At 59.9% G+C, this 22976-nt stretch carries 17 protein-coding genes; 10 read left to right on the top strand and 7 right to left on the bottom strand.

Annotation, left to right across the window (positions count from 1 at the left end; all coding sequences use genetic code 11):
- Positions 1-7: 7 nt before the first annotated feature.
- From kdpB to kdpF, 3 genes are read right to left on the bottom strand one after another with little or no spacing between them, the layout of a single operon-like run.
- A complete protein-coding gene (gene kdpB / locus IWY39_RS21595) occupies positions 8-2044 on the bottom strand; it encodes a potassium-transporting ATPase subunit KdpB (protein WP_107125963.1) in 2037 nt (678 codons plus the stop codon).
- 16 nt (positions 2045-2060) lie between these two features.
- Positions 2061-3764 carry a potassium-transporting ATPase subunit KdpA gene (gene kdpA, locus IWY39_RS21590; RefSeq protein ID WP_196871709.1) on the bottom strand — a complete coding sequence of 568 codons (1704 nt, stop codon included), beginning with the start codon at positions 3762-3764 and terminating at the stop codon, positions 2061-2063.
- 16 nt (positions 3765-3780) lie between these two features.
- Complete coding sequence (kdpF, locus tag IWY39_RS21585; RefSeq protein WP_019052772.1) at positions 3781-3870, bottom strand: K(+)-transporting ATPase subunit F; 90 nt, start codon at positions 3868-3870, stop codon at positions 3781-3783.
- Between the two features lie 472 nt (positions 3871-4342).
- On the opposite strand from kdpF, the gene IWY39_RS21580 reads away from it, so the two are divergent.
- Genes IWY39_RS21580 through IWY39_RS21565 form a run of 4 tightly spaced genes read left to right on the top strand, consistent with a single transcriptional unit; the run spans position 4343 to position 8688 of the window.
- Positions 4343-6502 carry a TonB-dependent siderophore receptor gene (locus tag IWY39_RS21580; RefSeq protein ID WP_181316830.1) on the top strand — a complete coding sequence of 720 codons (2160 nt, stop codon included), beginning with the start codon at positions 4343-4345 and terminating at the stop codon, positions 6500-6502.
- Between the two features lie 16 nt (positions 6503-6518).
- Positions 6519-6824, top strand: coding sequence for a hypothetical protein (locus tag IWY39_RS21575; RefSeq protein ID WP_107125966.1), 306 nt, complete (start codon positions 6519-6521; stop codon positions 6822-6824).
- A complete protein-coding gene (locus IWY39_RS21570; protein ID WP_107125967.1) occupies positions 6821-8398 on the top strand; it encodes a PepSY-associated TM helix domain-containing protein in 1578 nt (525 codons plus the stop codon). Before IWY39_RS21575 ends, IWY39_RS21570 begins: the two co-directional genes overlap by 4 nt.
- Positions 8395-8688, top strand: a complete 294-nt coding sequence (locus IWY39_RS21565; RefSeq protein ID WP_107125968.1) for a hypothetical protein — start codon at positions 8395-8397, stop codon at positions 8686-8688. Before IWY39_RS21570 ends, IWY39_RS21565 begins: the two co-directional genes overlap by 4 nt.
- Before the next feature lie 102 nt (positions 8689-8790).
- Here the strand turns inward: IWY39_RS21565 and IWY39_RS21560 are convergent, their stop codons facing one another.
- Both IWY39_RS21560 and IWY39_RS21555 read right to left on the bottom strand, forming a co-directional pair.
- Positions 8791-10512: a putative bifunctional diguanylate cyclase/phosphodiesterase gene (locus IWY39_RS21560; RefSeq protein WP_181316831.1), complete on the bottom strand. Its 1722-nt coding sequence runs from the start codon at positions 10510-10512 to the stop codon at positions 8791-8793.
- 188 nt (positions 10513-10700) lie between these two features.
- Positions 10701-11699, bottom strand: coding sequence for a GlxA family transcriptional regulator (locus tag IWY39_RS21555; RefSeq protein ID WP_107125970.1), 999 nt, complete (start codon positions 11697-11699; stop codon positions 10701-10703).
- Between the two features lie 540 nt (positions 11700-12239).
- Between IWY39_RS21555 and IWY39_RS21550 the strand changes: the two genes are divergently transcribed.
- The 5 genes from IWY39_RS21550 to gstA all read left to right on the top strand — a co-directional run bounded on the left by IWY39_RS21550 (position 12240) and on the right by gstA (position 18609).
- Positions 12240-14240 (top strand): TonB-dependent receptor plug domain-containing protein, encoded by a 2001-nt coding sequence (locus IWY39_RS21550; RefSeq protein ID WP_107125971.1) that lies wholly within the window; start codon positions 12240-12242, stop codon positions 14238-14240.
- 61 nt (positions 14241-14301) lie between these two features.
- Complete coding sequence (locus tag IWY39_RS21545; protein ID WP_409994380.1) at positions 14302-15768, top strand: peptidase; 1467 nt, start codon at positions 14302-14304, stop codon at positions 15766-15768.
- Between the two features lie 290 nt (positions 15769-16058).
- On the top strand, positions 16059-17405 hold the full coding sequence (locus tag IWY39_RS21540) for a helix-turn-helix domain-containing protein (RefSeq protein ID WP_107125973.1): 1347 nt from the start codon (positions 16059-16061) through the stop codon (positions 17403-17405).
- 53 nt (positions 17406-17458) lie between these two features.
- Positions 17459-17833 (top strand): hypothetical protein, encoded by a 375-nt coding sequence (locus IWY39_RS21535; RefSeq protein WP_107125974.1) that lies wholly within the window; start codon positions 17459-17461, stop codon positions 17831-17833.
- A 128-nt stretch (positions 17834-17961) separates the two neighbouring features.
- Positions 17962-18609: a glutathione transferase GstA gene (gene gstA / locus IWY39_RS21530; protein WP_107125975.1), complete on the top strand. Its 648-nt coding sequence runs from the start codon at positions 17962-17964 to the stop codon at positions 18607-18609.
- An 89-nt stretch (positions 18610-18698) separates the two neighbouring features.
- Here gstA and IWY39_RS21525 read toward each other — a convergent pair whose 3' ends face one another.
- Positions 18699-19187, bottom strand: a complete 489-nt coding sequence (locus IWY39_RS21525; RefSeq protein ID WP_107125976.1) for a DUF6644 family protein — start codon at positions 19185-19187, stop codon at positions 18699-18701.
- Between the two features lie 40 nt (positions 19188-19227).
- On the bottom strand, positions 19228-19716 hold the full coding sequence (locus IWY39_RS21520) for a DUF6644 family protein (RefSeq protein WP_107125977.1): 489 nt from the start codon (positions 19714-19716) through the stop codon (positions 19228-19230).
- Between the two features lie 789 nt (positions 19717-20505).
- Between IWY39_RS21520 and IWY39_RS21515 the strand changes: the two genes are divergently transcribed.
- Positions 20506-22953 carry a TonB-dependent receptor gene (locus tag IWY39_RS21515; protein ID WP_186441904.1) on the top strand — a complete coding sequence of 816 codons (2448 nt, stop codon included), beginning with the start codon at positions 20506-20508 and terminating at the stop codon, positions 22951-22953.
- Positions 22954-22976 lie beyond the last annotated feature (23 nt).

The following is a 22976-nucleotide window of genomic DNA, read 5'->3' as shown; positions in this document are numbered from 1 at the left end:
TTGTTCCTCAGGCGAGGCCAAGGCCGTTGACGGCCAGGTCGATGAGCTTGATGCCGACGAAGGGGGCCAGCAGGCCACCAAGTCCATAAATGGCGAGGTTACGCGCCAGCAGCGGCCCGGCACCGATCGGCCGGTAAGTGACGCCCTTCAGGGCCAGCGGCACCAGGAAGGGAATGATCAGCGCGTTAAAGATGATCGCGGACAGGATCGCGCTTTGGGGTGTGGCGAGGCCCATGACATTGAGCACCCCCAGCCCCGGATAGAGCACCACGAACATGGCCGGAATGATCGCGAAATATTTCGCCACATCGTTGGCAACCGAGAAGGTGGTCAGCGCGCCGCGCGTCATCAGCAATTGCTTGCCCAGACCCACGACTTCGATCAGCTTGGTCGGATCGCTGTCTAGATCGACCATATTGCCCGCTTCGCGCGCGGCCTGCGTGCCGGTGTTCATTGCGACACCCACATCCGCCTGTGCAAGCGCCGGCGCGTCGTTGGTGCCGTCGCCGCACATGGCAACCAGGCGCCCTCCTTCCTGTTCCTTGCGGATCAGGGCCAGCTTGTCCTCCGGGGTTGCCTGGGCGAGAAAATCGTCCACGCCCGCCTCAGCCGCGATGCTGGCGGCAGTCAACGGGTTGTCACCGGTGATCATCACCGTGCGGATGCCCATCTGCCGCAACTCACCGAAACGCTCGCGAATACCGGCCTTGACGATATCCTTGAGGAAAATGCAGCCCAGCAGTTCTCCATCCTTTGCGACGGCCAGCGGCGTGCCACCCGCGCGGGCAATCTCGTCGCTGACGCGGCGTAGTTCGGTTGCGGCGGCTGTCGTTGCGGCGGCAGGATAGGCGCGCAGGATCGAGTCCACCGCCCCCTTCTGGATCGTCGAGCCATTGAAATTGACACCGGACACGCGGGTTTGCGCGGTGAAGGGAATGACTTCCGCCCCCGCAGGCAGCGCGGTGGCCGTCTGGCCGAACTTGTCACGCGCGAGGACCACGATCGAACGGCCTTCAGGCGTTTCGTCAGCCAGGCTGGCGAGCAGCGCGGCCTCGGCAAGGCCCGCCTGCGACGTGCCGCCAACGGCTCGGAATTCGGTCGCTTGGCGGTCGCCCACCGTAATCGTGCCGGTCTTGTCGAGCAGCAGCACGTCGATGTCGCCGGCTGCTTCCACTGCACGACCCGACTTGGCGAGCACATTGAAGCGCACCAGCCGATCCATGCCGGCAATGCCGATCGCCGACAGCAGAGCTGCAATCGTGGTCGGGATCAGCGTGATGAGCAGTGCCGCCAGGATCGCCACCGGAATCGATCCGCCGGCATAGCTGGCAAAGCCCGGAATGGTGCCGACCGCGATCAGGAAGATGATAGTGAGGCCCACGAGCAGCAGCGTCAGCGCAATCTCGTTGGGCGTTTTCTGACGTTCGGCTCCCTCCACCAGCGCGATCATCCGGTCGAGGAAACCCTGTCCCGGATTGACAGTGACGCGCACCCGGATCTCGTCGGAAATGACGCGCGTGCCCGCCGTCACGGCGGAACGGTCGCCGCCCGCCTCGCGGATCACCGGGGCGGATTCGCCGGTGATGGCCGCTTCGTTGACGGAGGCGACGCCGGACACGACTTCGCCATCGGCGGGGATAAGGTCGCCGGTCTGCACCAGCACCACGTCACCCATTTTCAGGACGCTGGCGGCGACGCTTTCGTGCGCGTCGCCATCGCCCTTCAGGCGCTTGGCAGTCAGTTCCGCCTTTGTCGCACGCAGCGAGGCCGCCTGCGCCTTGCCGCGCCCTTCAGCCAGCGCCTCGGCAAAGGTGCCGAAAAGCACCGTGAGCCAGAGCCAGATGACCAGTTGCAGCTTGAAGCCTGCGGCCAGCCCGTCCTGCCCGACCACGAGCAGCACGGTCAGCAGGACGGCCACGACGGCGGTCGTGAACATCACCGGGTTGCGGATCAGTTCCCTGGGGTTGAGTTTGCGGAATGCGTCGCCGATCGCAGGCACGATCAGGTCAGCGGTAAAGAGCGATTTGGACGCAGTGCGTGCCATTTATGGGCTCCGATCCTTAGAAAGTCTGGCCGTTGATCATCGCGACATGGTCGGCGACGGGGCCTAGGACGAGGCTGGGCAGGAAGGTGAGGCCGCCGACGATCAGGACGATGCCGACCAGAAGGCCAGTCCACAACGGTCCGGTCGTCGGAAAGCTGCCCGCCGTTTCGGGCGTGTACTTCTTCGCAGCGAGGCCGCCTGCGATCGCCAGCATCGGCACGATGACGCAGAAGCGACCTATCCACATCGCGACGCCCAGCATGCCGTTGTAGAAGGGCGTGCCCGACGTCAGGCCGGCAAAGGCCGAGCCATTGTTGCCCACAGCGCTGGTGAAGCCATAAAGTATCTCGCTGAAGCCATGCGGCCCCTTGTTAAGCGGTCCGGCAAGGCCAACCTCCAGCACTGAAGCGATGGCGGTACCCCCCAGGATGATGAGAGGCAGCACGGCAATGGCGAGCACAGCCAGCTTCACCTCCCGGCTCTCAATCTTCTTGCCGACATATTCCGGCGTCCGACCCACCATCAGGCCCGCGACGAACACCGCCAGGATGGCGAACAGCAGGAAGCCATAGATGCCAGCGCCCACGCCACCGATCACGACTTCGCCCAACTGGATGTTGAGCAGCGGGATCATGCCGCCGAGCGCGGTGAAGCTGTCATGCATCGCATTGACCGCGCCGCACGACGCCGCCGTGGTCACAACCGAAAAGAGCGCCGAAGCAGCGATGCCGAAGCGGACTTCCTTGCCCTCCATATTGCCCCCGGCGATGCCGAGATTGTGAAGGATCGGGTTGCCAGCCGCTTCCTGCCAGTAGACGATGGTGACGCCGACCAGAAAAATGGTCATCATCGCAGCCAGGATCGCCCAACCCTGGCGGACATTGCCGACAGCCTTGCCGAACGTGTAGGTCAGGCCGACACCGATCGAGAAGATCGACAGCATCTGTACCAGATTGGTGAGCGCGGTCGGGTTTTCGAACGGGTGCGCGCTGTTCGCATTGAAGAACCCGCCACCATTGGTGCCTAGCATCTTGATCGCTTCCTGACTGGCGACCGGACCCAGCGCCAGCGTCTGCTTGACGCCTTCCAGCGTGGTGACGTCGACGGATGCGGCAAAGGTCTGCGGCACGCCACTGGCGATCAGATAGATCGCATAAACGATGCTGATCGGTAGCAGCAGGTAGAGCGTCACGCGGGTCACGTCCGCCCAGAAATTGCCGATGCCCTTGGCTTCCCGACGCGCAAAGCCGCGAAACAGGGCGAAGGCCAGCGCAATGCCGGTGGCGGCCGACAGGAAGTTCTGGATCGTCAGCGCCAGCATCTGGCTGAGGTTGCTCATTGCCGCCTCACCCGAATACCATTGCCAATTGGTGTTGGTTGTAAAGCTGACGGCGGTGTTGAACGCTCCGTCCGCACCGATACCCGCATAGCCAAGCCCATTGAGCGGCAGCACGCCCTGAAGGCGCAGTACCGCATAGGTGAAGAAGAGCAGCGCCGCGTTGAAAATCAGCATATGCACCGCATAGCGGCGCCAGCCCTGCTCCTCGTTCGGGTTGATGCCGGCGAGCTTGTAGAGGCTGCGTTCGATCGGCCCGAAGACCGTGTGCAACGGTGTGCGGCGTCCTTCATAGAGGGCAAAGAGCCACAGGCCCATGGGCTTGGCCAACGCCAGCAGGATGCCGACAAAGGCCAGGATCAATATCCATCCCTGGAATGTCATTACGTGCGCCTCCCGATCAGAAGCGTTCGGGGCGTGCGAGCACGGCCACCAGATAAAGAAGAAGACCGACTGCGGTAATCGCGGCTAGCCAGAGGTCGATGGTCATGGCCGGCCCCCCCTATGCATTATCGCAAAGGGCTGCATAGCCAAGCGTCGCCGCCAGCAAGCCCAGGGTGAGGCCGATCCAGAGGATGTCCTGCATGTAAAATCTCCCGCACGGCGTCGGGGTCGCAGGAAGCGCGGCACCGAGTCGTGTGCAGCGTTTCAACTAGGGCAGAGCCGCGTTTGAATTCGAGAGCGGGAAAATAGCAAACGCATAGTATTTGCATATGATCGGCGTATTTTCGTTACGAAGGTCGCTAGGATGGGGCGTTCTGCCGCAGCTTTTCCGACGCCTGGCCGCTGGGGCGGTGCCCAGCAAAACCAAGATTGGTCGGTTGGGTTTCACGAGCGGGACGGGATGCCTGGGCCCGATCATATGACCTGAGATGTCATTCCACTCTGCTAATGCAAATGACTTGCAGAATCGGATGTGCATGATTAGGCAGCGGGAAACCGAAAGGGGAACTCGCTCTCTCATGCCTGCCTTGTTGACCATCCTCGCCGCCACCGCTGCCGCCGTCCCGGCCGCCGAAGCTCCCAATGTGCCTGGGGAGACGGAGATCATCGTCACTGGCGCGCGCACCGAGGGGCAGGATGATTATGCGGTGAAGAAGCAAACGACGACGATGCGCTTTCGCCTGTCACAGCGTGAAACGCCGCAGTCGGTCAGCGTCGTTACCCGCGCGCAGATCGAGGATTTCCAGCTCAACGACATCAACGATCTGCTCAAGACTGTACCGGGCGTTCAGGTGCAGGCGCAGGAGACCGACCGTATCTATTATTCCGCCCGCGGTTTCGACATCCAGACCTTCCAGATCGACGGCATCGGCCTGCCGTTCGCATTCGAGGTGCAGACAGGGTCGATCGACACGGCAATCTATGATCATATCGACGTGGTGCGCGGCGCGCCGGGGCTGCTCTCCTCCACTGGCAACCCTTCCGCCGTCGTCAACTTCATCCGCAAGCGCCCGACGAGATTGTTTCAAGTGAGCGGCAGCGCCCAATATGGTTCCTACGATCATCTGCGCCTCGACGCCGATGTCAGCGTTCCCCTGACCAACGACGGCGGCATCCGCGCGCGCGCGGTAGGCGCCTATCTGGACGAGGACAGCTATCTCGACCGCTACGGCCTGCGCCGCTGGACTGGCTATGGCATCGTCGAGGCCGATCTTGGCCCGCAGACGACGCTGACGCTCGGCTACGGTCATCAGGACCATCAGAGCCACGGCGCGACCTGGGGGGCGCTGCCGCTCTACTATACCGACGGAACCCGCATCGACCTGCCCCGATCGGCCAATAGCGGCCCCGACTGGGCTGGCTGGAACGTCATCGACCGTCAGATTGTCGGCGACATCGTCCATCATTTCAACGACGACTGGCACGCCAAACTGACGGTCGTGCGCCGCGCGGTCAGTGAGGATGACAGGCTCTTCTACGTCTATGGCAATCCCAGCGCTGGCTTCCCCGACGGCATCGACCCGGCGCTGAGCGCGAAGGGTGGCAATATCCGCAGCTATCCCGGCGCGTTCCGGGCGGAAACCCGCAACCTCACCATCGACGCCTATGTCGCAGGCAAAGTAGCGCTGTTCGGGCGCGAGCATGACGTAATGTTCGGCGTCAATCGCAGCGCACAGCGTTATGTCCAGACGTCGGGCTATGATTATGGTGCGATCGGGCTTGAACTTTCGATCGACGATGTGTTGAGCGGCAACACGCCCGAACCGAACTTCCCCTCTGTCTTCAACACCAGCTTCCTGGAAAGCGGTGACCGCACCACGAAGCGCGAAACCGGCTACGGCCTCATCCGGCTCAGCCTCACCGATCCGCTGAAGCTCATGCTCGGTGGCAACCTGACCCATGCAACCAGCAGGGGTTTTTCCTACGGCGCGAACATGGCCTATGACTGGACGCGCTTCCTTCCATTTGTCGGCGCGACCTATGATCTGACGGACAATATCAGCGCCTATGCGAGCTTCGCGACCATTTTCAACCCGCAGACACAGACCTCAATCGACCGCCAGCTGATCGCGCCCATCAAGGGCGACAACCTGGAAGCAGGCTTCAAGGGCGAATGGTATGGCGGACGTCTCAACGCCAGCATCGCCATTTTCCAGGCGCGTCAGAACAACACCGCCGAAGCCGCGGGCTTCGATCCGACCATCGGCCAGACCGTCTATCGCGGCGTCGACGCCAAGTCGCAGGGCATCGAATTCGAATTCGCCGGCATGATCGCGCCGGGGCTTCAGGCGACCGGCGGCTATAGCATCATGCGTCTGCGCGGCGAGAACGACCAGCCGGTCCGCACTTTCGTCCCCCGCCAGCTCGGCCGCCTGAACCTCACCTATTCGCCGCCGACGCTGCCCGCGCTCAAGGTCGGCGCGGCAGTACAATATCAAAGCAAAATCTATCTCGAACCCGGCACCATTTCGATTACCACGGACCAGCCGATCCGCATAACCCAGCCCAAATATGTGCTGCTCGACCTGCTCGCCAGCTACAAGCTGACCAACAACATCCAGATCAGCGCCAACCTCAAAAATGTGACCAACGCCAAATATCTGACCGCACTAAACTATGACCAGGGCTATTATGGCGCGCCGCGCACGATCCTGGGCACGATCAGCCTCAAATATTGATGTTGGGAGAAAGGGCATGACCGCTACGACGCGCCGCTGGATACGCATCGCCTTCGCTGGACCCGGCGCAGTGCTGATCGCGCTGATCATGATGGCCGGAATGGCGCTGTGGCTGCCGGGTGGGGCGGCAGGCATCGACAATCTGGTGCTGCCCCTCATTCTCGCGCCACTGATCTGGGCAGGGCTCTTCTTCCACGCCTGTCTTGATAGCCGCCTCTGGCGGGTGGCGATCGTTGCGCTGGGGATGCTGCTGATCCATTCTGCCCTCATCGCAGACAAATATCTCGATAAAAGCACAGCATCCGCGGAGGCGCACCGATGATCCATCTGGCCAAGGATAAGACCAAGGCCATGGTCGCCGTCCATGGCTGGTCGGGCATATTGCTCGGCTTGCTGCTCTATGCCGTGGTGCTGACCGGCACCGTTGCCGTCTTCGCAGAGGAAATCGGCGCATGGTCGGCCGGCCATGTGGCCACCCGTTCCGCCTTTCAACGTCCCATGGCCGACACGCTGCGCCAGCTTGGTGACGAGACGCCCGCGAAATATCGCGAAGCAGTCGACCTGTTCGAGACAGGCGACCATGATCTCGGCCTCTTCTTCCACCGGCATGAGATGGACGGCGGCGAGTTGATAAGTCGCGGCATATTCTATGTTGTGGGGCAGGACGGTCGCGTCGTCCATCGCCAGACCGGCACCAATGAAGATGTCTATGGCGCGCGCAACGACAATGCGCTGAGCGCCTTTCTGGTCGACACCCATGTCCGGCTGCACGTCCCCAATCCATGGGGCTTGCTGCTGACCGGCATACTCGGTCTCTCGATGCTGGTGGCGGCCATCTCCGGCCTCCTCATCCACCGCCATCTCTTCAAGGACATCTTCACTCTGCGCCGCTCAGGCAGCCCAGTGCTGGCGAACCGCGACGCACACAGCGTTGCGGGCACATGGAGCCTGCCCTTCGCCTTCGTCCTTGCATTCACCGGGAGCTTCTTCTCCTTCTTCGGGACGATCGGCGTGCCAGTCGTGGCGATGGCGGCGTTCGGCGGCAATGTGCAGGCACTGACCGAAGCCGTCTACGGCAACCCCGGCAAGCCCGATCCGCGGCCCGCCGCGATCGGCAATATGGACCGCATCAACGCCGACGCCATCGCACGGGCCGGCGCGATCCCCACCTTCGTCACGATCGAGAATTTCGGTCGGGCCGATGCGAAGGTCACCACTTATCATCCGCCAAAAGCTGGCGCGATCGCGCCCATGTCGCTGCTCTATGACGGCGCGACCGCTGCCTTCGTCCAGGAAAAGCCACTGATCGGGCCGAAGCCGTCGACCGGCGGAACCCTGGCCGCGATCATGTCGCCGCTGCATTTCGGCGATTTCGCCGGGCTATTGTCCAAGGCGATCTGGTTCGGGCTGGGATTCGCGATGTGCTACGTCACCTATACTGGCATCCGCGTCTGGCTTGTCCGGCGGGAAGGCGGGGTGCGATCCTTCGCCTGGCTGGAGCGAACCAATATAGTCGTGGGTCTCGGCCTTCCCTTTGCGCTCGCCGTCTCCGCTGCCGCCTTCCTCCTCGCCATGCCGATCGGCAGCGCGACCTGGTGGACACCGGCAGGCTTTCTGATCGGTGCCGCGCTCGTGATCGCAGCAGGCGCGATCGCGCCTAGCGCCGTCCGGCTCAGCCGATGGTTGCGCGGCGCGACTGGCATGCTGTTAATCCTGTTGCCGCCGCTACGCCTCCTCACCGGAGGCCCAGGCTGGGGCATAGCGATTGCCGCCAACCAGCCCATCATCGTCACGCTCGACATGGCCTTCCTGCTCGCCGGCGGGTGGCTGCTTTGGCAATTGCGCGGCAGGGCGAGCGCGCCAAGTCAATCCGTCGCGTTGCAACCGGCAGAATGATGACTCTCCTCACCCTCGCGGCAATCCTATTCTCGGCCAGCGTCGTCCTGCTCCTTGGCCTTGGCGATCCAAAACGCCGCCGCTCCGCTCGCGCGGGAGCGGGGCATCGCGCGACCGTACGTCAGTTGCTTTCCTTGTTGGCCTTGCTCCCTGGCATGGCTTTCCTCGTGCATGGCGATGCCGCCGCCTTCCTCCTTTGGCTAGGTGGAGCCGCGGTTGCAGGCTGGGTTGTTGCACTGGCGCTGGCAACCATGAGTGATCCAAAAGACGTGCGCCGCAGAGACTATTAAAGCAGGCAAGAAGCACAATCGGCCGACTGATGGCCAAGTGCGATACATCTGCGCGTGTTTGATCTGATTTCTGGGAGTAGTAGATACCAAAGACCCGCTCGATCATCGATTTTTATCGCCCGAGCTACTCCATCCTCCGCACAGTCGAAATCCATCGTGAAGCAATTGCTCGAACTGGCTTTCGACAACAGGGGGAGCAAACAGATAGCCTTGACCTACCGAGCAACCCAGCGCCTGCACGATCGTGCGTTCCGCCTCCGTTTCGATACCTTCAGCCACAACGTGAATATCGAGTGCAGCGCCAAGCTTTACGACACTTTCCACGATAACGCGTTTGGCCTCACTGTGCGCCACGTCGCGGACGAAACTGCGGTCGATTTTTATCTCGCTGAGCGGAAAGCGCTCCAGATAGCGCAGGTTGGAATAGCCGGTGCCGAAATCGTCGACCGAAATATTGACGCCAAGGCGCCTTAGCTGTTCGAAAGACCGGCGCATGTCGTCGGGCTCTGGGATCATCAAATTCTCGGTTAGTTCGAGCGTCAGCCATTGCGCCTGACAGCCAGTCTCTTCGAGCTGCTGCTCGACGAAGGCGGCCATATCGCGCCGCAGAAATTCAATGACAGAAACATTGAAGGCAAAGCGAACTGGGGTGTCACGCCTTTGATTGACGCGCGCTGCATAGGCTGCGATCGTGCGCAGACCCCACGCGCCGATCTCCATCATCGCGCCGGTTTCCTCCGCGACACCGATAAACCGGGCGGGAGGCTGTAACCCGAACGCGCCGTGGTTCCACCGCAACAGCGCTTCGGCGCCAACCAGAACGCCCGATCCTAGATCCACCTGGGGCTGATAATGGAAAAGCAGTTCCTCGTTCGACACTGCGGTCTGCAACTCGTTCGCCAACCGGATGCGATTGCGCGCATCACGCTCATCACTCGCCGCGAACGGATACGGCGAATGACCGGGCGTCGCCTTGGACCGTTGCAGTGCCGCCCCTGCCTGCCGCACAAGCTGAAGCGGTTCGGAACATGCCAAGCCGATCGTGAAACCGGCGGCGAATTGCACCGCAAGGGATGTGCCAGGAAGGATGAAGCGCGGTCTCAGAAGGTCGAGGACGCCATCGACTATTCCCGCAGCGCGACTGGCATCGTCCAGTTCGAAAGCGAGCGCGAAATTGTTGCTGTCCGCCCGTGATATGGCCGCAGCGGGGAGAGTTGCCAGACGCGCGGCCACCGCACAAAGCAGCGCGTCGCCGACATCATAGCCGAACCCGTTATTGACATCATGGAAACGCAGTATGTCCAGTTTGATGACCAGCAGAACACAACCAGTCGATAGTTCGAGCTGTGCCAGTCGGTCGAGCAAAGCGTAGCGGTCGAGCAAGCCGGTTAGACGATCGATACCGGCGGCGTGCGTCACATCACGGATCAGGCCAAGGAAATGCGTCAGATTTCCTTCATCGTCCCGAAGCGGCTCCAGACGCAGTGCATTGCGAAACATAGCCCCGTCCCGCCGGTAATTGCGCAGTGTCACGGCGCAAGAGCGTCCTTCGGCAAGGGCGGCGCGGATTTCGGCGATTTCAGGTTGAAGGCGATCGTTGCCCTGAAGGTAGCGGCAATTCTTGTCGATTACTTCGGCAGCTGAATAGCCAGTGATTGTCTCGAACGCAGGGTTCACCTGCACGATCGGATGCCCCCTCAAGCGCATGTCAGCGATCAGAACGCCATCGCTGACATGGTCGAGTATCAGCGAGCCCGCATCGCCCGGAACGGCTGTTTCAGTCGACTGCCCTACCAGTCGGTGCCAACGCGCGGGTTTGAACATAGGAGGCTGAGACGCTGGAATCATCCGATCTGCTTCATGCGTCATCGCGCGGCTGTGGTCCCAAAGCGACCACCGCGTTCCAGAAGTTCCATTCCGCGGTATCCGCGATTTTCCGTTCGCATATGACGACCTCCCTCACCGACGATGAGGCCCGGACGTCGTCGCTTCAATCGCGCATGAGCGGCAATTCAGGACAAAATGGCGGCCTTTTCGTCCTCGCCGGGATGACCCGATCCGGTTGTCTGAAAACGCAGGCGATATTGAAGCGGGGTAACGCCCAACCTGCGCAGAAATGCCCGCCTCAGCGTGGTCGTCGATCCGAAGCCTGCGGCATGGGCAATAGCCTTTATCGGTGCCACTGTATCCTCCAGCAGCGTCCGCGCAATGTCGATCCGCACCGCCTCGACATAGGCAAGCGGGGTAACGCCCAGTTCGGCCCGAAAAAGGCGGGAAAGATGACGTGGACTGACACTCACCACGTCAGCAAGTGCTTCAAGGCCAAGCTCTGCACGAGGATGCTGAAGGATGTGCATCCTTATCCTGTCGATCGGGCTGGTAGTTGCGGCTTGTGCCGTCAACGCGGCACTGAATTGCGACTGACCGCCAGGCCGCTTCAGGAACACGACCAGTCGGCGAGCCACCCAAAGTGCAAGCGCACGGCCATGATCTTCCTCGATCAGCGAAAAGGCGAGATCGATTGCAGCAGCCACCCCGGCCGAGCTGAACACCGGTCCATCGCGTATGAAAATGCGATCCGGTTCTACCTGGACATCGGGAAATTCGGCGGCCAGCCGCTCGGCATATTCCCAATGCGTTGTTGCGCGGCGGTTGGCCAGCAGACCAGCATGGGCCAGCAGGAAGGCACCCGTGCAGGTAGATCCATAGCGCCGCGACTGGCGTGCCTGAACCTGGAGCCACTGTGTCACGGCTTCGCTTGGTTGAGCAGGCACGCCATATGGTCCTGCTACGATCAACGTGTCAGACGGCTCGGTCGCATCCTCAATCCCAGCATCGGGCACAAAGGTCATGCCCGACGCGCTAACTTCTGCCACGCCGCGTTCGGTCACCAAGTTGACGCGATACCGGTCGGCAGACGCCATCTTGCAATTCGCCTCGAAGAGCGCATCCCTGACCCCGGCAACTTCAAGCAAATGCACTTTGCTGGGCGCGAAGATTGTTATGAGCATGGCGCCGACTCCGAGCCGTTACGAAAGGCGTCCCCGAGAGGAAGCAGGATACGCCTTCCTCTGCCGGTTACATAGGCGTTTGCAGAAGTAGCCAGTGTCGCCGACACCCTCTCACCTCTTTGCCGCTGAGCTTCGCGATTAGGCTCAGGATATGATCGACCCTTTGTCGTCATACATATGCCAATTTACGGTCCCAGACCCTACCCCGTCCTAGCGGAGCAGCTTAAAGCGGCACTCCAGCACGAACTGCCAGTCATCTTGAAGAGCCGGATTAACGCACTCACTACCGTTACCAACCGTAACGAACGAGACGGCGCGGCATCAATCCGCAATCAATCTCTACGCAACCCGTGGGTCCCGCATCGCTCTGGGGCGCTTTGCCGCTGAGGGCGACAATCGGGTCCGCCCGTGGCGCTTATTCTACGATCAGGCTGATGTCGGCACGGGGACAGATCCGGCCGATGCATGGGGCGCTCCACTGGAGTGTTCTTTCGTGCCGGACCGGCCGCACTGACAAAATCGAAAAAAGGGAGGAGCATTATGATTTCCAGAAGAAAGGTCTCACAGGTGGCATTGGCGATAGCCTTGTCCGGCGGCTGGTTCAGCCAGGCCAGCGCGCGGGAGGCCGATGAGACCATCATCATCACCGGAAGAAGCCTCGAGGAAACTCTGCCCCAGGAATTGTCGCATTACGGCCATGACGTCGTGACGGTCGATGCAAAGCAGATCAAGGACGGTGCTGCGCTGGACGTCGCGCGCGCGCTGGAAGCCGTGCCGGGCCTCTACATCCGGTCGCAGTCCGGCCCGTTCAGCTATGTCGATGTGGCGCTGCAAGGCTCACGGACGCAAGACGTGCTCTGGACCTGGGATGGGATCCGCCTCAACAACCGCCTCTATGGCACGACGTCACCGAACGACACATTGCCGGCCAGCATGATTGAGCGGGTCGAGATATTGAGAGGTGGCGAAAGTCTCTTCTACGGCACGCAGGCAGCGGCAGGAACGATCAATATCGTGACCCGTGATTTTGCCGATGATTTCGACGGCCAGATCAACGGAAGCGTCGACAGCTTCGCAGGAACAAGCGTGGATGGCTATGCGCGCGGCGCGGTCGGTCGGCACAAGTTCGTTGCCTATGCCACGCACAATCAATCTGAAGGTTACCGGCCTTATAGCCGGATCGAACCCAGTGCGACGGATCGCAAACGCGGCTACGATCTTTGGTCGGCGGGGCTTAAATATCAGTTCGAACTGGCTGAGGATCTCAAGCTCAACGCATTCTGGCAACACACAGAAGCCAGGATCGACAATCTGTCGCCAGCGCGAGTGAACGAAAGCCGCAACGATCGCAACGAGGAGATTGCCAGCCTTCGCCTCGATTACACCGGCAGCGACATGGTGCAGTTCTTTCTCAAGGGCTATTTCCACGACTGGAAGACCGCTTACGTCAATATCCGCAATCCTGTTCCAGCCGGGCCGCCGGTCGTCCTTTATCCACCCGGCACCTTCTGGGGTTATCAGGATTATGGCGGAAGCGCGGTCGTGAAGCTGCGTCCCCATCGCGGCCTCGAATATCTGGTCGGCTATGACTATCAGAGCTTCAACGGTCGTGACGATGTGCTTCTGATCGCCCCGACCAACGAGAAGGTGCATGCGGGGATCCTGCAGGTTCGCACGACCGATGATCTTTCGCGCAAGGCGCGTATCGCCGCCGGCGCGCGCTACAACAGGGCGCAACAGGCCGAAAAAACGATATGGAATGTCAGCGGCCGCTACGACTTCAGCGATGCCTTGTTCGCAGAGGCGAATGGGGGCACATCCTTCATCCTGCCCGATGCGTCCCAACTCTATGGTAATGATCCTTGCTGCGAGTTTGGAAATCCCAAGCTGAAGGCGGAGGAAAGCCTCAATCTCAACGCAGCGCTTGGCGGCAATCTCGCGTTCAGTTCAGGCCGTTTCCAGTGGAAAGCCGCCTATTTCAACCGTCGCATCACCAATCTCATCGATTATGACTATGATGATCCCGCCGTTCCGAACGGCACCTACATCAATGTGCCCAATAAGGTGAAAGCCCCGGGTGCGACGCTGGAACTGAACGCGACGCTCGATAAGGGTTTGACGGCCAGTGCAAGCTACACCTGGTCAAGGGTCCGCAACCCCGGCAGCGGCGTCCAGCGCGACCGCAACCCGGAGCAATATGGGCGCGCGGCGATCGGCTATGCGCCTACCGACAAGCCCTTTGGCGCAAACGTCGCAGTCCTCTGGACGGGCGATGTCTATTCGACCCTGCCCGGGTTTGGACGGCGCAACTACGGCAATTATGCCATCGTTGATGCTGGCGTTTATTTCTATCCGGACGTCGGACGAAAACACCGGCTCGGCATCAATGTCGAAAATCTGTTCGATAGGGAATATGCCAGTGGAGGTTTTCGGCGCGCGGTCAGCGACGCAGGCGTCCTGGACGGCACCAACACGCCGTTCCTCTACTATCTGCGCGGCGTGCCCCGGACACTTCGCGTGAGCTACGGCATCGGCTTCTAGGGCGATGCTGAGACCAGTCCTGTTCCTGCATCGATGGTTGGGCATCGCGGTGGGATTCCTGATGACAATCTGGTGCTTGTCAGGTTTCGTCATGATGTATGTGGACTATCCGCGGCTATTGCCGACCGAGCAGTTGCACGGGCTCGAGCCCCTGCAACTACCCGATGCGGCCCGGCTTCAACATATCGACCTGCCACCCGATCAGGCGCTGTCCCGGGCAAGCATCGAGATGATGGCGGGCCGCCCGGTCTTGCGGATCACGCCGCCCATGGATTCAGGCGGCTCAATCGAAGAGATGCGGATCACCGCGAACCGCTTTAATCTGCTCACCGGGGCCGCCTTCCAGCGAGTGCCCGATCATGACCTGCAAAAGGTCGCAGCGACCTTCGGCCGATATAGTGCGATCAGCGGGGGCGTGGCAGGGTTGAAGGAAACGCCGGTCGATCAGTGGACGGTGCAGACCTTTCGATCGAACGCCCCGCTAATGCGCGCGGACTATGCCGATCCGGCAGGAACCCAAATCTACATCTCGGCGACCTCTGGCGAGGTCGTCCAGCAAACCACGCGCGGCGAGCGCTTCTGGGGTTGGCTGGGCGCCGTGCCGCACTGGCTGTATCCGACACTTCTCCGGCAAAATGGGCCGCTCTGGAGCCAGGTGGTCATCTGGACCTCTCTGATCGGCTGTTTTCTCACCCTGACCGGCCTCTGGACAGGGATTGCGCGGCTGCAGCGCAAGCGAGACGGGACGATCGGCTCGCGCTTTCGCGGCATCTGGTGGTGGCACCATATTTTTGGTCTCTGGTTCGGGGCGCTCACTCTCACATGGGTAGCAAGCGGCCTGCTTTCGATGAATCCCTGGGGCTTTCTTGACAGCATGGCGGGCTTCAACGAACGCCAGCTGCTTGCAGGCAGGATGGACTGGAAATCCGTGAGGCAGGCGTTCGCGGCAAGACCTCAACTTCCTGAAGATACGGTGCGGCTGGACGCAGCGCCGCTGGGAGGCAGGATGTACCTCGCCGCCATTACAAGATCAGGTCGGGTGTTTCGGTTCGATCACGAAGGTCGCGCAAGGCCGCTGGACAAGGGATCGCTCAAGACAGCACTCGCTGATGTCGGGCCTGTTTCAACACTCGATTTCCTGACCGATGAGGACGGCTATTATTACCGGCACAAATATGCGCTGAAGCTTCCCGTATGGCGTGCCATCCTGGCCGATCCGCAGGAAACGCACATCTATATCGATCCCGATTCCGGCACACTCATCCGTGCGATCGATCGCGACGGGCGTAGATTCCGCTGGCTCGTGAATGGCCTGCACAGCTTGGATCTGCCGGTGCTGCGGACGCGCCCGCTCTGGGATCTGATCGTCTTGCCCCTGCTGGCCATGGTAACGCTGATCTGCGCGACGGGCACATGGATGGGCGTCAGCAAATTGCGGCGCGATGTGCGCAGATGGCGACGCCGTCGGCGCGGAACGGTCAAGGACCGCATGAAGGATCAGGACAAGGAATTGCCGCAACCGATCTGATCCATGCGCAACGGTTCGTAATATGCTCCGCGGCCAAGGCTTGTCCGCAGGCATTTGCAACATCTGGCAGGCACGCACGCGTCTGTTTACAAAATCGAACAGTTAGATCATATTTAGCGTAATAAGTATGAATTTAACAACGATATTACGCATGGCAAAGCGTGCAGCCGGAGGGATGGCCGTCTTGGCGGACCGGAAAATAGGCTCAAACCATATCCTCTGCCTGCGCCGGGGTTGGGAAAACCGCGCGCTATCGCCACGACGCCCAATCCCTGGTTCTGGACGACCTCATGTTTTTTGACTCGAATGAGAATATCAAGCGCCTAGTGGCAGAGGCGGCGCGTATCCGGGAGGAGATCGGTTCCAGTCGAACCGATACCATGCTCCGACTTTTCGACTATCTGCTCGAGCATTCGACCGCTGGATATGCTCCAAAGGAACTGGAGATCTATCATGCCATCTTTGCAAAGGCCGGTACCAACGACGCCGGCCAGGATTCGACGGTTCGCGTCTACATTCACAAGCTCCGAAAAAAGCTTGATGAATATTATACCGACCGTGCGGGGCCCCGTATCGCGATCCCCAAAGGGGAATATCGGCTAACGCTTATCGACACGCCGATCCCTGCGGACGAAGAGCCGACACCCCCCATCACCATCGCGATCACAAATGGCCTCAAGAAGCACAAGACGCTTGCCCAGATCGTAGCCATATTCGCGGTGCTGAACGTCGCAGTCTGGACCTTGATGGCATTTGCCAGTCCGAGCCAGCCTGTCCCACCAGCCACCGATACGTTCTTCTGGCGCCCGCTTTCTCAAGACGGAATGGCAAAGCGGCCCAATCTCATTGTCGTGGGCGACTATTATCTGATCGGCGAAGCGATCGACGACAAGGAGGTGACCCATCTTGTGAGAGATGCTTCGGTCAATTCGCGGGAGGATCTCGAACAATATCTGGCCAACCATCCGCAGGATTATGGCCATTATATCGATATCAACCTCTCCTATCTCCCTACCAGCACGGCGATCGCGCTGCATGACATCGTTCCGATCGTCAAAGCAGCCGATCGAAACAAGGCCAGACCGTCCGCCTCCATCATCATGTCGCACCTCAATCCCGACATTCTGCGGAAGTCGAATATCGTCTATATCGGTTTCTTGAGCGGGCTCGGCATGCTGCGCGATCCCCTGTTTCAGGCTTCGGGCTTTTCCATCGGCGAAAGCTATGATGAGCTGATCGATCGCAAGACCGGCAAAAGATATCTGGCCGATTGGGGAATGTTCGAGGGCGACAATAGACCGACGAACGACTTCGGCTATATCGCAAGTGTACCGGGTCCGGCAGGCAATCATGTCCTCATTGTCGCTGGAACGCGCGATGCTGCGGTCATGCAAATGGCCGAAATCGTCTCTGATCCTGAGCAACTCGCGATCCTGTCGAAGCGCGTATCCGGCAGCCGTTCCTTTGAAGCGCTCTACCAGGTGCGCTCGATCGGCAATATGAACCTCGACAGTTCGCTTCTCATAGCACGCCAGTTGCAGACCCGCGGCATCTGGAATGGCGGGAAGCCAAGCCAGCAGTTCCCTGACACCGCCCCCCAAAGCTCCAGGCTAAACGAACGCCGGATCGGGAATTGATCCGGCAATGCACAAGCCAGTCCATCACCAACCCGATGCATCGGAGATTCTAGATGCTTGACTATACGTTCGATCCTGCCGCCCGCCGGCTGCATCTACGCTACACCGATTTCTGGAGCATCCATGACGCGCTCCGCGCGCAAACAATTTTTCAGGACGCCCTTCGCCTGGCGGGCACCACCGGATCTGCCTTTACATTGCTCGATGACCTGCGGAAATGGGGACCGCAATCACCGGAAGTGGTTGAGGTGAACAGGCAATTCGTGAGCATGTGCCGCGATGCGCAGATCAGCCGGAATGCGATGATAATCCCGAGCGCGCTTCTGAGAATCCAGATACACCGGACATTGGACGATTTGGGAAATTGTCGCGTTTTTGAAACCTTCGAGGAAGCGGACGAATGGCTCAAAGAGGCCGAAGCCCGCTAGCGATGCGCAGCGATGCCCCTTTCGAGGCTCACCTCCGACGCCCTCACGCCTGATCATTCGATGTCTCGGAGGCCATCTCAGGTAACACTTTGCGTGAAGGTCTCTCCACCAACTATCGGAATTGAAAGATGAAACTCTATCATGAGGTCCGCGGCTGCTCGCTCGCGGTCGATATTGTCGCGCGGGAGTTGCAGATCCCGCTCTGTCTGCAATGGGTCGACATGAAGACAAAGACCCTGCCCGACGGGACCGATTATTTCTTCGTCAATTCCAAGGGAACGGTCCCCACTCTGGAATTGGCGGATGGGCAGCATCTGAGCGAGGGCATTGTGATCATGCAATATCTCGCCGATGCAGAAGGATCGGCCAGGCTACTTCCCAAGCCGGGGAGCATCGCGCGCCTGCGCGTCCTCGAATGGATGAGCTTCATCGCGGCCGACCTCCACAAGGGCGGCTTCATGCCGCTCTTCAAGCCCACTACGCCACGCGAATATCGGGCGATCGCCGTGGCCTATGTGAAGGGCAAGCTGGCCTGGCTCGATTCCCAGCTCCGCGATCGGCAATTTCTCACCGGAAACGATTTCACGATCGCGGACGCCCATTGCTACACGATCGCGATGTGGGCGCAAGTCCACCATATCGATACCAATGCATGGCCCGATCTTGAGGCCTATCTGCAGCGCATCGGGTCGCGTCCGAGCGTTAAGGCCGCCGAGCAGGCCGCAAGGGAACAAGGCGAACGCGACCGTCTCAAAAAGATCGCTGTCAGCGATTAGCCCTGGTCAGGCTGCACTCGGAAGAAGCGACCGTTCCAGGCGCCCATGTGCAAACGCCTGCAACCCAGGGTTTGGAACACAGGCGCGCCCTAAGAAAAGCCGATCCAGCGGCCGAAAATGACCACGCCGATCCAGAGGCAAAGCGACATGGCGCCAGCGACACGTACACTTACGGGAGGCGGAAGCAGATCGTCCCATTCCGTGATTTTCCTGTACGCCCCAAGGTGGAAAATCGCCATGTTGATGCCGGCTGCAAGAAGCAGACCCATCTTGATGAGGAACAGCGGGTTTTCAAAATATTTTACCGCGTTCGAAAGGAACAACAAGGACCCGGTAATGACCGCCACCACGAACGCCACCCAGGTGAAAGGCAGGAGTTCGACAATCAATTGGCGTGCGCCGCGGCGGTGGGACGGATAACCGATCAAACGCAGGTCGACGATCGCAATCGTTCCGACAACCAGCGTAATGGCAAGGACGTGGAAGGATTCCAGCCACGGGAACAAGTTGTCGCCTTCCTTGATGGCCAGCGCGATCGATGTCTCTTCAAGGGATTGTAAAATGTTGAGTAAGTCCACGATAGACCCTCCCGATCCAGTATGATGATAATGGGCGCGATCAGATGGTGTAGGCGATCCAACGCCCGCAGAAGATCACGCACACCCAGACCGCAAGAGAGAGCCACGCAGCCGGTTTGACGAACGGACGCCATTTGGCGTCTTCGAAATTGAACTCGGGATGGAGCAATGGTCGCCGGAAGAACCAGGTCAGCAGGCACGCGACCACGACCATGCCCATCTTGAGCCAAAAAGTTGAATTGGTGAGCACACGATCCGGCTCACCCGTCGCCATGAGGCCGCCGGTTATGAGCAGGACGACCAACGCAATCCACATCCAGCGCAAATAACGGCGGATGACGGCATTGGGCATCGTGTCGGTCGCGAAAACGCCCGCGAGCCGCAGGTCCGATACCAGCGCCGCGCCGACAACGACTGTGATGGCAAGGATATGGACGGACTGGATCGACGGGATGATCCAGGGAACGTCCCTGATCGTCGTGGCAAACGGCGTCGCGTACAGCCACGTCGTGAAACTCTGCAAAGTCATATTTCACTCCCCTGATCAAGCACCGGATCCAGGATAATCGGGTAGATCGGCACACAGGTCTCGACCGGAGCCTGAGAGTGCCCACGATCGTCTTGGCATCCTCTGGATCGGGCCGCCGCCGCCCATTTCCGCGAAGAGGTGGTCAGGGCGCGCGCCGATGCGCGTGGCGCTCCGTTTTTGAAGAGGCTTTCCTTGCTTGCCTGGTCCGTCATTGGCGGCTGGCACCGTGCCCAGAAATCGATGACGGACCTTTCGCCTGCTGATACCCTCATTTCCTCTCCTTCATTCCAAGCGTCGCTACCGCCGATTGATCCTCGGCAACGAGCCCCCTCGTCATCTCCATCTCATTCAAGACCCAAGCCTTATCGGTAGCCCGAAAAACGACTGAGATTATTCCTTAAATGAAACAATAACTATCATCATAGAATATTGTCGATTTCGTTGATAGCAGGAATCGCCCTCGTACGCCATTCAATGTGCTATCTGCTCGGCTTCCTTTCCGCATTGCATCGGAACGTCGGGAGCCAACATCTACCATATTGTTATAAATAGGTTTAATGTGAATATGGCAACCTGATCATGCAGGTTAATCGGTTGGGTTTACCGTTCGCATAACGCAACAGTCTTGCCATAAACGGTTATTGTGTTACCTAAACGAGACCATTTCCTTGGGGTGACGGCATGATTCGGCGCGCGCTGGCGCAAGTCGACGATGCGCGAACCCCACTCCGAGGGCTTGAGAACCAGGGAACGGCGCACACCGCTGTAAATAAGGGGAGAAGAGTAGACATGGCATTTCGCAAATCCGGCCATCACAGGATCAACGGCGTTCTTGGCTCCTATGCCGTACTTCTGATGGCGTCAGCCGCCTATCCCGGCATCGCAATGGCTCAGACCGGGCCATCCCCGTCGGAACAATCAGCGGAGGATACGACGCCCCAACCCAGCGACACGCGACGTGCCGATCGCGAAATGTCGACGGGTGACATTGTCGTTACGGCGACCCGACAGTCGCAGCGTTTGAGCAAGGTGCCCATCAGCATCGTCGCAAAAGATCAGGAAGCGCTGGATCAACAGGGAATCCGCTCCGTTTCCGATATTGCGCGACTGACGCCAGGCATCACCTTCGGGCAAACCGCGCTCAATTATGGTACCGGCCAGACCGTGATCTCAATCCGCGGCATCCAGTCCGATAGCGGGATCCCCACGACGGGCGTCTATATCGACGATACGCCGATCCAGACCCGCATCGGCATTTCCCCGTCGCTGACCAATGCCTATCCGGAGGTTTTCGACCTTGACCGTGTCGAAGTTCTGCGCGGTCCTCAAGGCACCCTGTTCGGGAGCGGCTCGGTGGGCGGCGCAGTTCGCTTCATCACCCCGGAGCCATCGTTCAGCGACGTCAGCCTCTACGGGCGCACCGAGGTTGCCTCGACCCTGCACGGCAGCGAAAGCTACGAGGCCGGGCTGGCGGTCGGCGCCCCGCTCATCGAGGATAAGCTCGGCTTCCGGGCCAGCGGCTGGTATCGCCATGACGGTGGTTATGTCGATCGGCTCGATCGCTACAGCAAAGAGGTCATCGACAAGGATATCGATGGCAAGAACAGCTTCTCCGGCCGCCTGGCGCTTGGCTGGCGCCCGACCGACACGGTAACGCTGGTCCCCTCGATCTTCGCGCAGAACATCAACATCAAGGATAGCTCCCGTTTCGAGCTCGCAACGTCCGATGTTCGACATACGAATTACCGCACCAGCCTCACTCGCCTGCCAGAAAATCACAAGGATCGCTTCTATCTGCCGGCACTGAAGGCAACTGTCGATTTCGGCAGCCTGAGCCTTGTGTCCAACAGCTCCTATTTCTGGCGCAAGACCCAGACGCGTAGCGACGATGTGGCATTGAGCCTTGCGCTCTTCGCCGGCTGGGCCGAGCCTGATTTTCCGGATGGCTTCGAGGATTATCAGTCCCGCACGGACTCCGTTACCTATCAGAAGGCGTTTACGCAGGAGCTTCGCCTGCAGAACAACGATCCGAGTGCGCGATTCAACTGGGTTGTCGGCGTCTTTTATCAGAACAGCAGGGTCCGCGACACATTCGCAGCCGCTGATCCGGATGCGCTCCGTGCAATCAATCTGGGCCAGTCGCTGATCGAAGAACCCCCGTTCGATTCGATCAGTGAGCTATTTGGAGTGGAACTGTATCAGGGGCTCTTCAGCAATTATCAAAGCGTCCAGCACCATGATAAGCAAAAGGCGATCTTCGCCCAGGTCGACTATGAAATTCTGCCTCGCGTCAAACTCACCGCCGGTCTTCGATACACGGACTTGAAATATACCTATGACGGTTTCGTCGCCGGCCCGTTCAATACTACCGATGGGACCGCGACCAGGCTTTCCGCTCATGAAAAGCCGCTGACGCCCAAGTTCGGCATCTCGTTTCAGGCGGACCAGAACAACCTCTTCTACGCCAATGCTGCCAAGGGCGTGCGCGGGAGCGGTGTCGCGCCTCCAGTCGGGACGAGCTGCTCCGCAGATGCTGCCGCAATCGGCTTCGATCCCTTGCAACCCACGACGGTGAAACCGGATTCGATCTGGAGTTTCGAGGTCGGCAGCAAGAACCGGCTGCTCGGTGGCAAGCTACTCGTCGATGCTTCAGTCTATCGGGTGAACTGGAAGAACATCCAGACCCTGTTCAACCTGCCCAGCTGCGGAATTTACACCGCGCTGAACTTCGGCGATGCCAAAATCGATGGTTTCGACCTGGCTGTAACTGCGAAACCGATCAGTCAGCTCACACTCGGTGCCTCCGTCTCATATTCAAATGCGCGCTACACAACGCCGATCCTGGGGGCCGATGATATGATCATTCGCCGCGCGGGGGAGCCTTTCCTGATTGCTCCTTGGACCATCCAGCTCAACGGCGAATTCAGGCAGCCGGTCGGCAATAACGAAGTCTATCTGCGCGCTGATTTCGCTTACTCAAGCCATGACAGCACGCCGCTAGACGTCAACTCGCCGCTGGTCGATCCCGATCTGCCGCGCGCACCGAAAACGACAACACTCAATCTGCGGGCAGGTGCATCGCTCAATCAGAACATCGATGTCAGCCTGTTCATCAACAATGTCACCAACAGCCATCCGATCCTGAGCCTGTATCACGACCTGCCAGGCACGGAAATGTATCGCGCCAGTTCCTTCCGACCGCGGACCATCGGGCTGACGGCGACGATCCGGCAATAACGCATGATGTGCACCAGGGTAAC

The organism is Sphingobium sp. JAI105 (assembly GCF_015752145.1).
Classification (GTDB): Bacteria; Pseudomonadota; Alphaproteobacteria; order Sphingomonadales; family Sphingomonadaceae; genus Sphingobium; species Sphingobium xenophagum.
The sequence above is the reverse complement of the archived record's forward strand: the minus strand, read 5'-3'. Positions and strand labels throughout refer to the sequence as shown.

What these genes read in the sequence shown, in the direction of transcription:
- IWY39_RS21570 (WP_107125967.1), top strand. Translation starts at nt 6,821, where the DNA reads ATGATCCATCTGGCCAAGGATAAGACCAAGGCCATGGTCGCCGTCCAT.
- kdpF (WP_019052772.1), bottom strand. Translation starts at nt 3,870, where the DNA reads ATGACCATCGACCTCTGGCTAGCCGCGATTACCGCAGTCGGTCTTCTT.
- kdpA (WP_196871709.1), bottom strand. Translation starts at nt 3,764, where the DNA reads ATGACATTCCAGGGATGGATATTGATCCTGGCCTTTGTCGGCATCCTG.
- IWY39_RS21540 (WP_107125973.1), top strand. Translation starts at nt 16,059, where the DNA reads ATGTTTTTTGACTCGAATGAGAATATCAAGCGCCTAGTGGCAGAGGCG.
- IWY39_RS21520 (WP_107125977.1), bottom strand. Translation starts at nt 19,716, where the DNA reads ATGACTTTGCAGAGTTTCACGACGTGGCTGTACGCGACGCCGTTTGCC.
- IWY39_RS21560 (WP_181316831.1), bottom strand. Translation starts at nt 10,512, where the DNA reads ATGTTCAAACCCGCGCGTTGGCACCGACTGGTAGGGCAGTCGACTGAA.
- kdpB (WP_107125963.1), bottom strand. Translation starts at nt 2,044, where the DNA reads ATGGCACGCACTGCGTCCAAATCGCTCTTTACCGCTGACCTGATCGTG.
- IWY39_RS21550 (WP_107125971.1), top strand. Translation starts at nt 12,240, where the DNA reads ATGATTTCCAGAAGAAAGGTCTCACAGGTGGCATTGGCGATAGCCTTG.
- IWY39_RS21545 (WP_409994380.1), top strand. Translation starts at nt 14,302, where the DNA reads ATGACAATCTGGTGCTTGTCAGGTTTCGTCATGATGTATGTGGACTAT.
- IWY39_RS21535 (WP_107125974.1), top strand. Translation starts at nt 17,459, where the DNA reads ATGCTTGACTATACGTTCGATCCTGCCGCCCGCCGGCTGCATCTACGC.
- gstA (WP_107125975.1), top strand. Translation starts at nt 17,962, where the DNA reads ATGAAACTCTATCATGAGGTCCGCGGCTGCTCGCTCGCGGTCGATATT.
- IWY39_RS21515 (WP_186441904.1), top strand. Translation starts at nt 20,506, where the DNA reads ATGGCATTTCGCAAATCCGGCCATCACAGGATCAACGGCGTTCTTGGC.
- IWY39_RS21565 (WP_107125968.1), top strand. Translation starts at nt 8,395, where the DNA reads ATGATGACTCTCCTCACCCTCGCGGCAATCCTATTCTCGGCCAGCGTC.
- IWY39_RS21575 (WP_107125966.1), top strand. Translation starts at nt 6,519, where the DNA reads ATGACCGCTACGACGCGCCGCTGGATACGCATCGCCTTCGCTGGACCC.
- IWY39_RS21580 (WP_181316830.1), top strand. Translation starts at nt 4,343, where the DNA reads ATGCCTGCCTTGTTGACCATCCTCGCCGCCACCGCTGCCGCCGTCCCG.
- IWY39_RS21555 (WP_107125970.1), bottom strand. Translation starts at nt 11,699, where the DNA reads ATGCTCATAACAATCTTCGCGCCCAGCAAAGTGCATTTGCTTGAAGTT.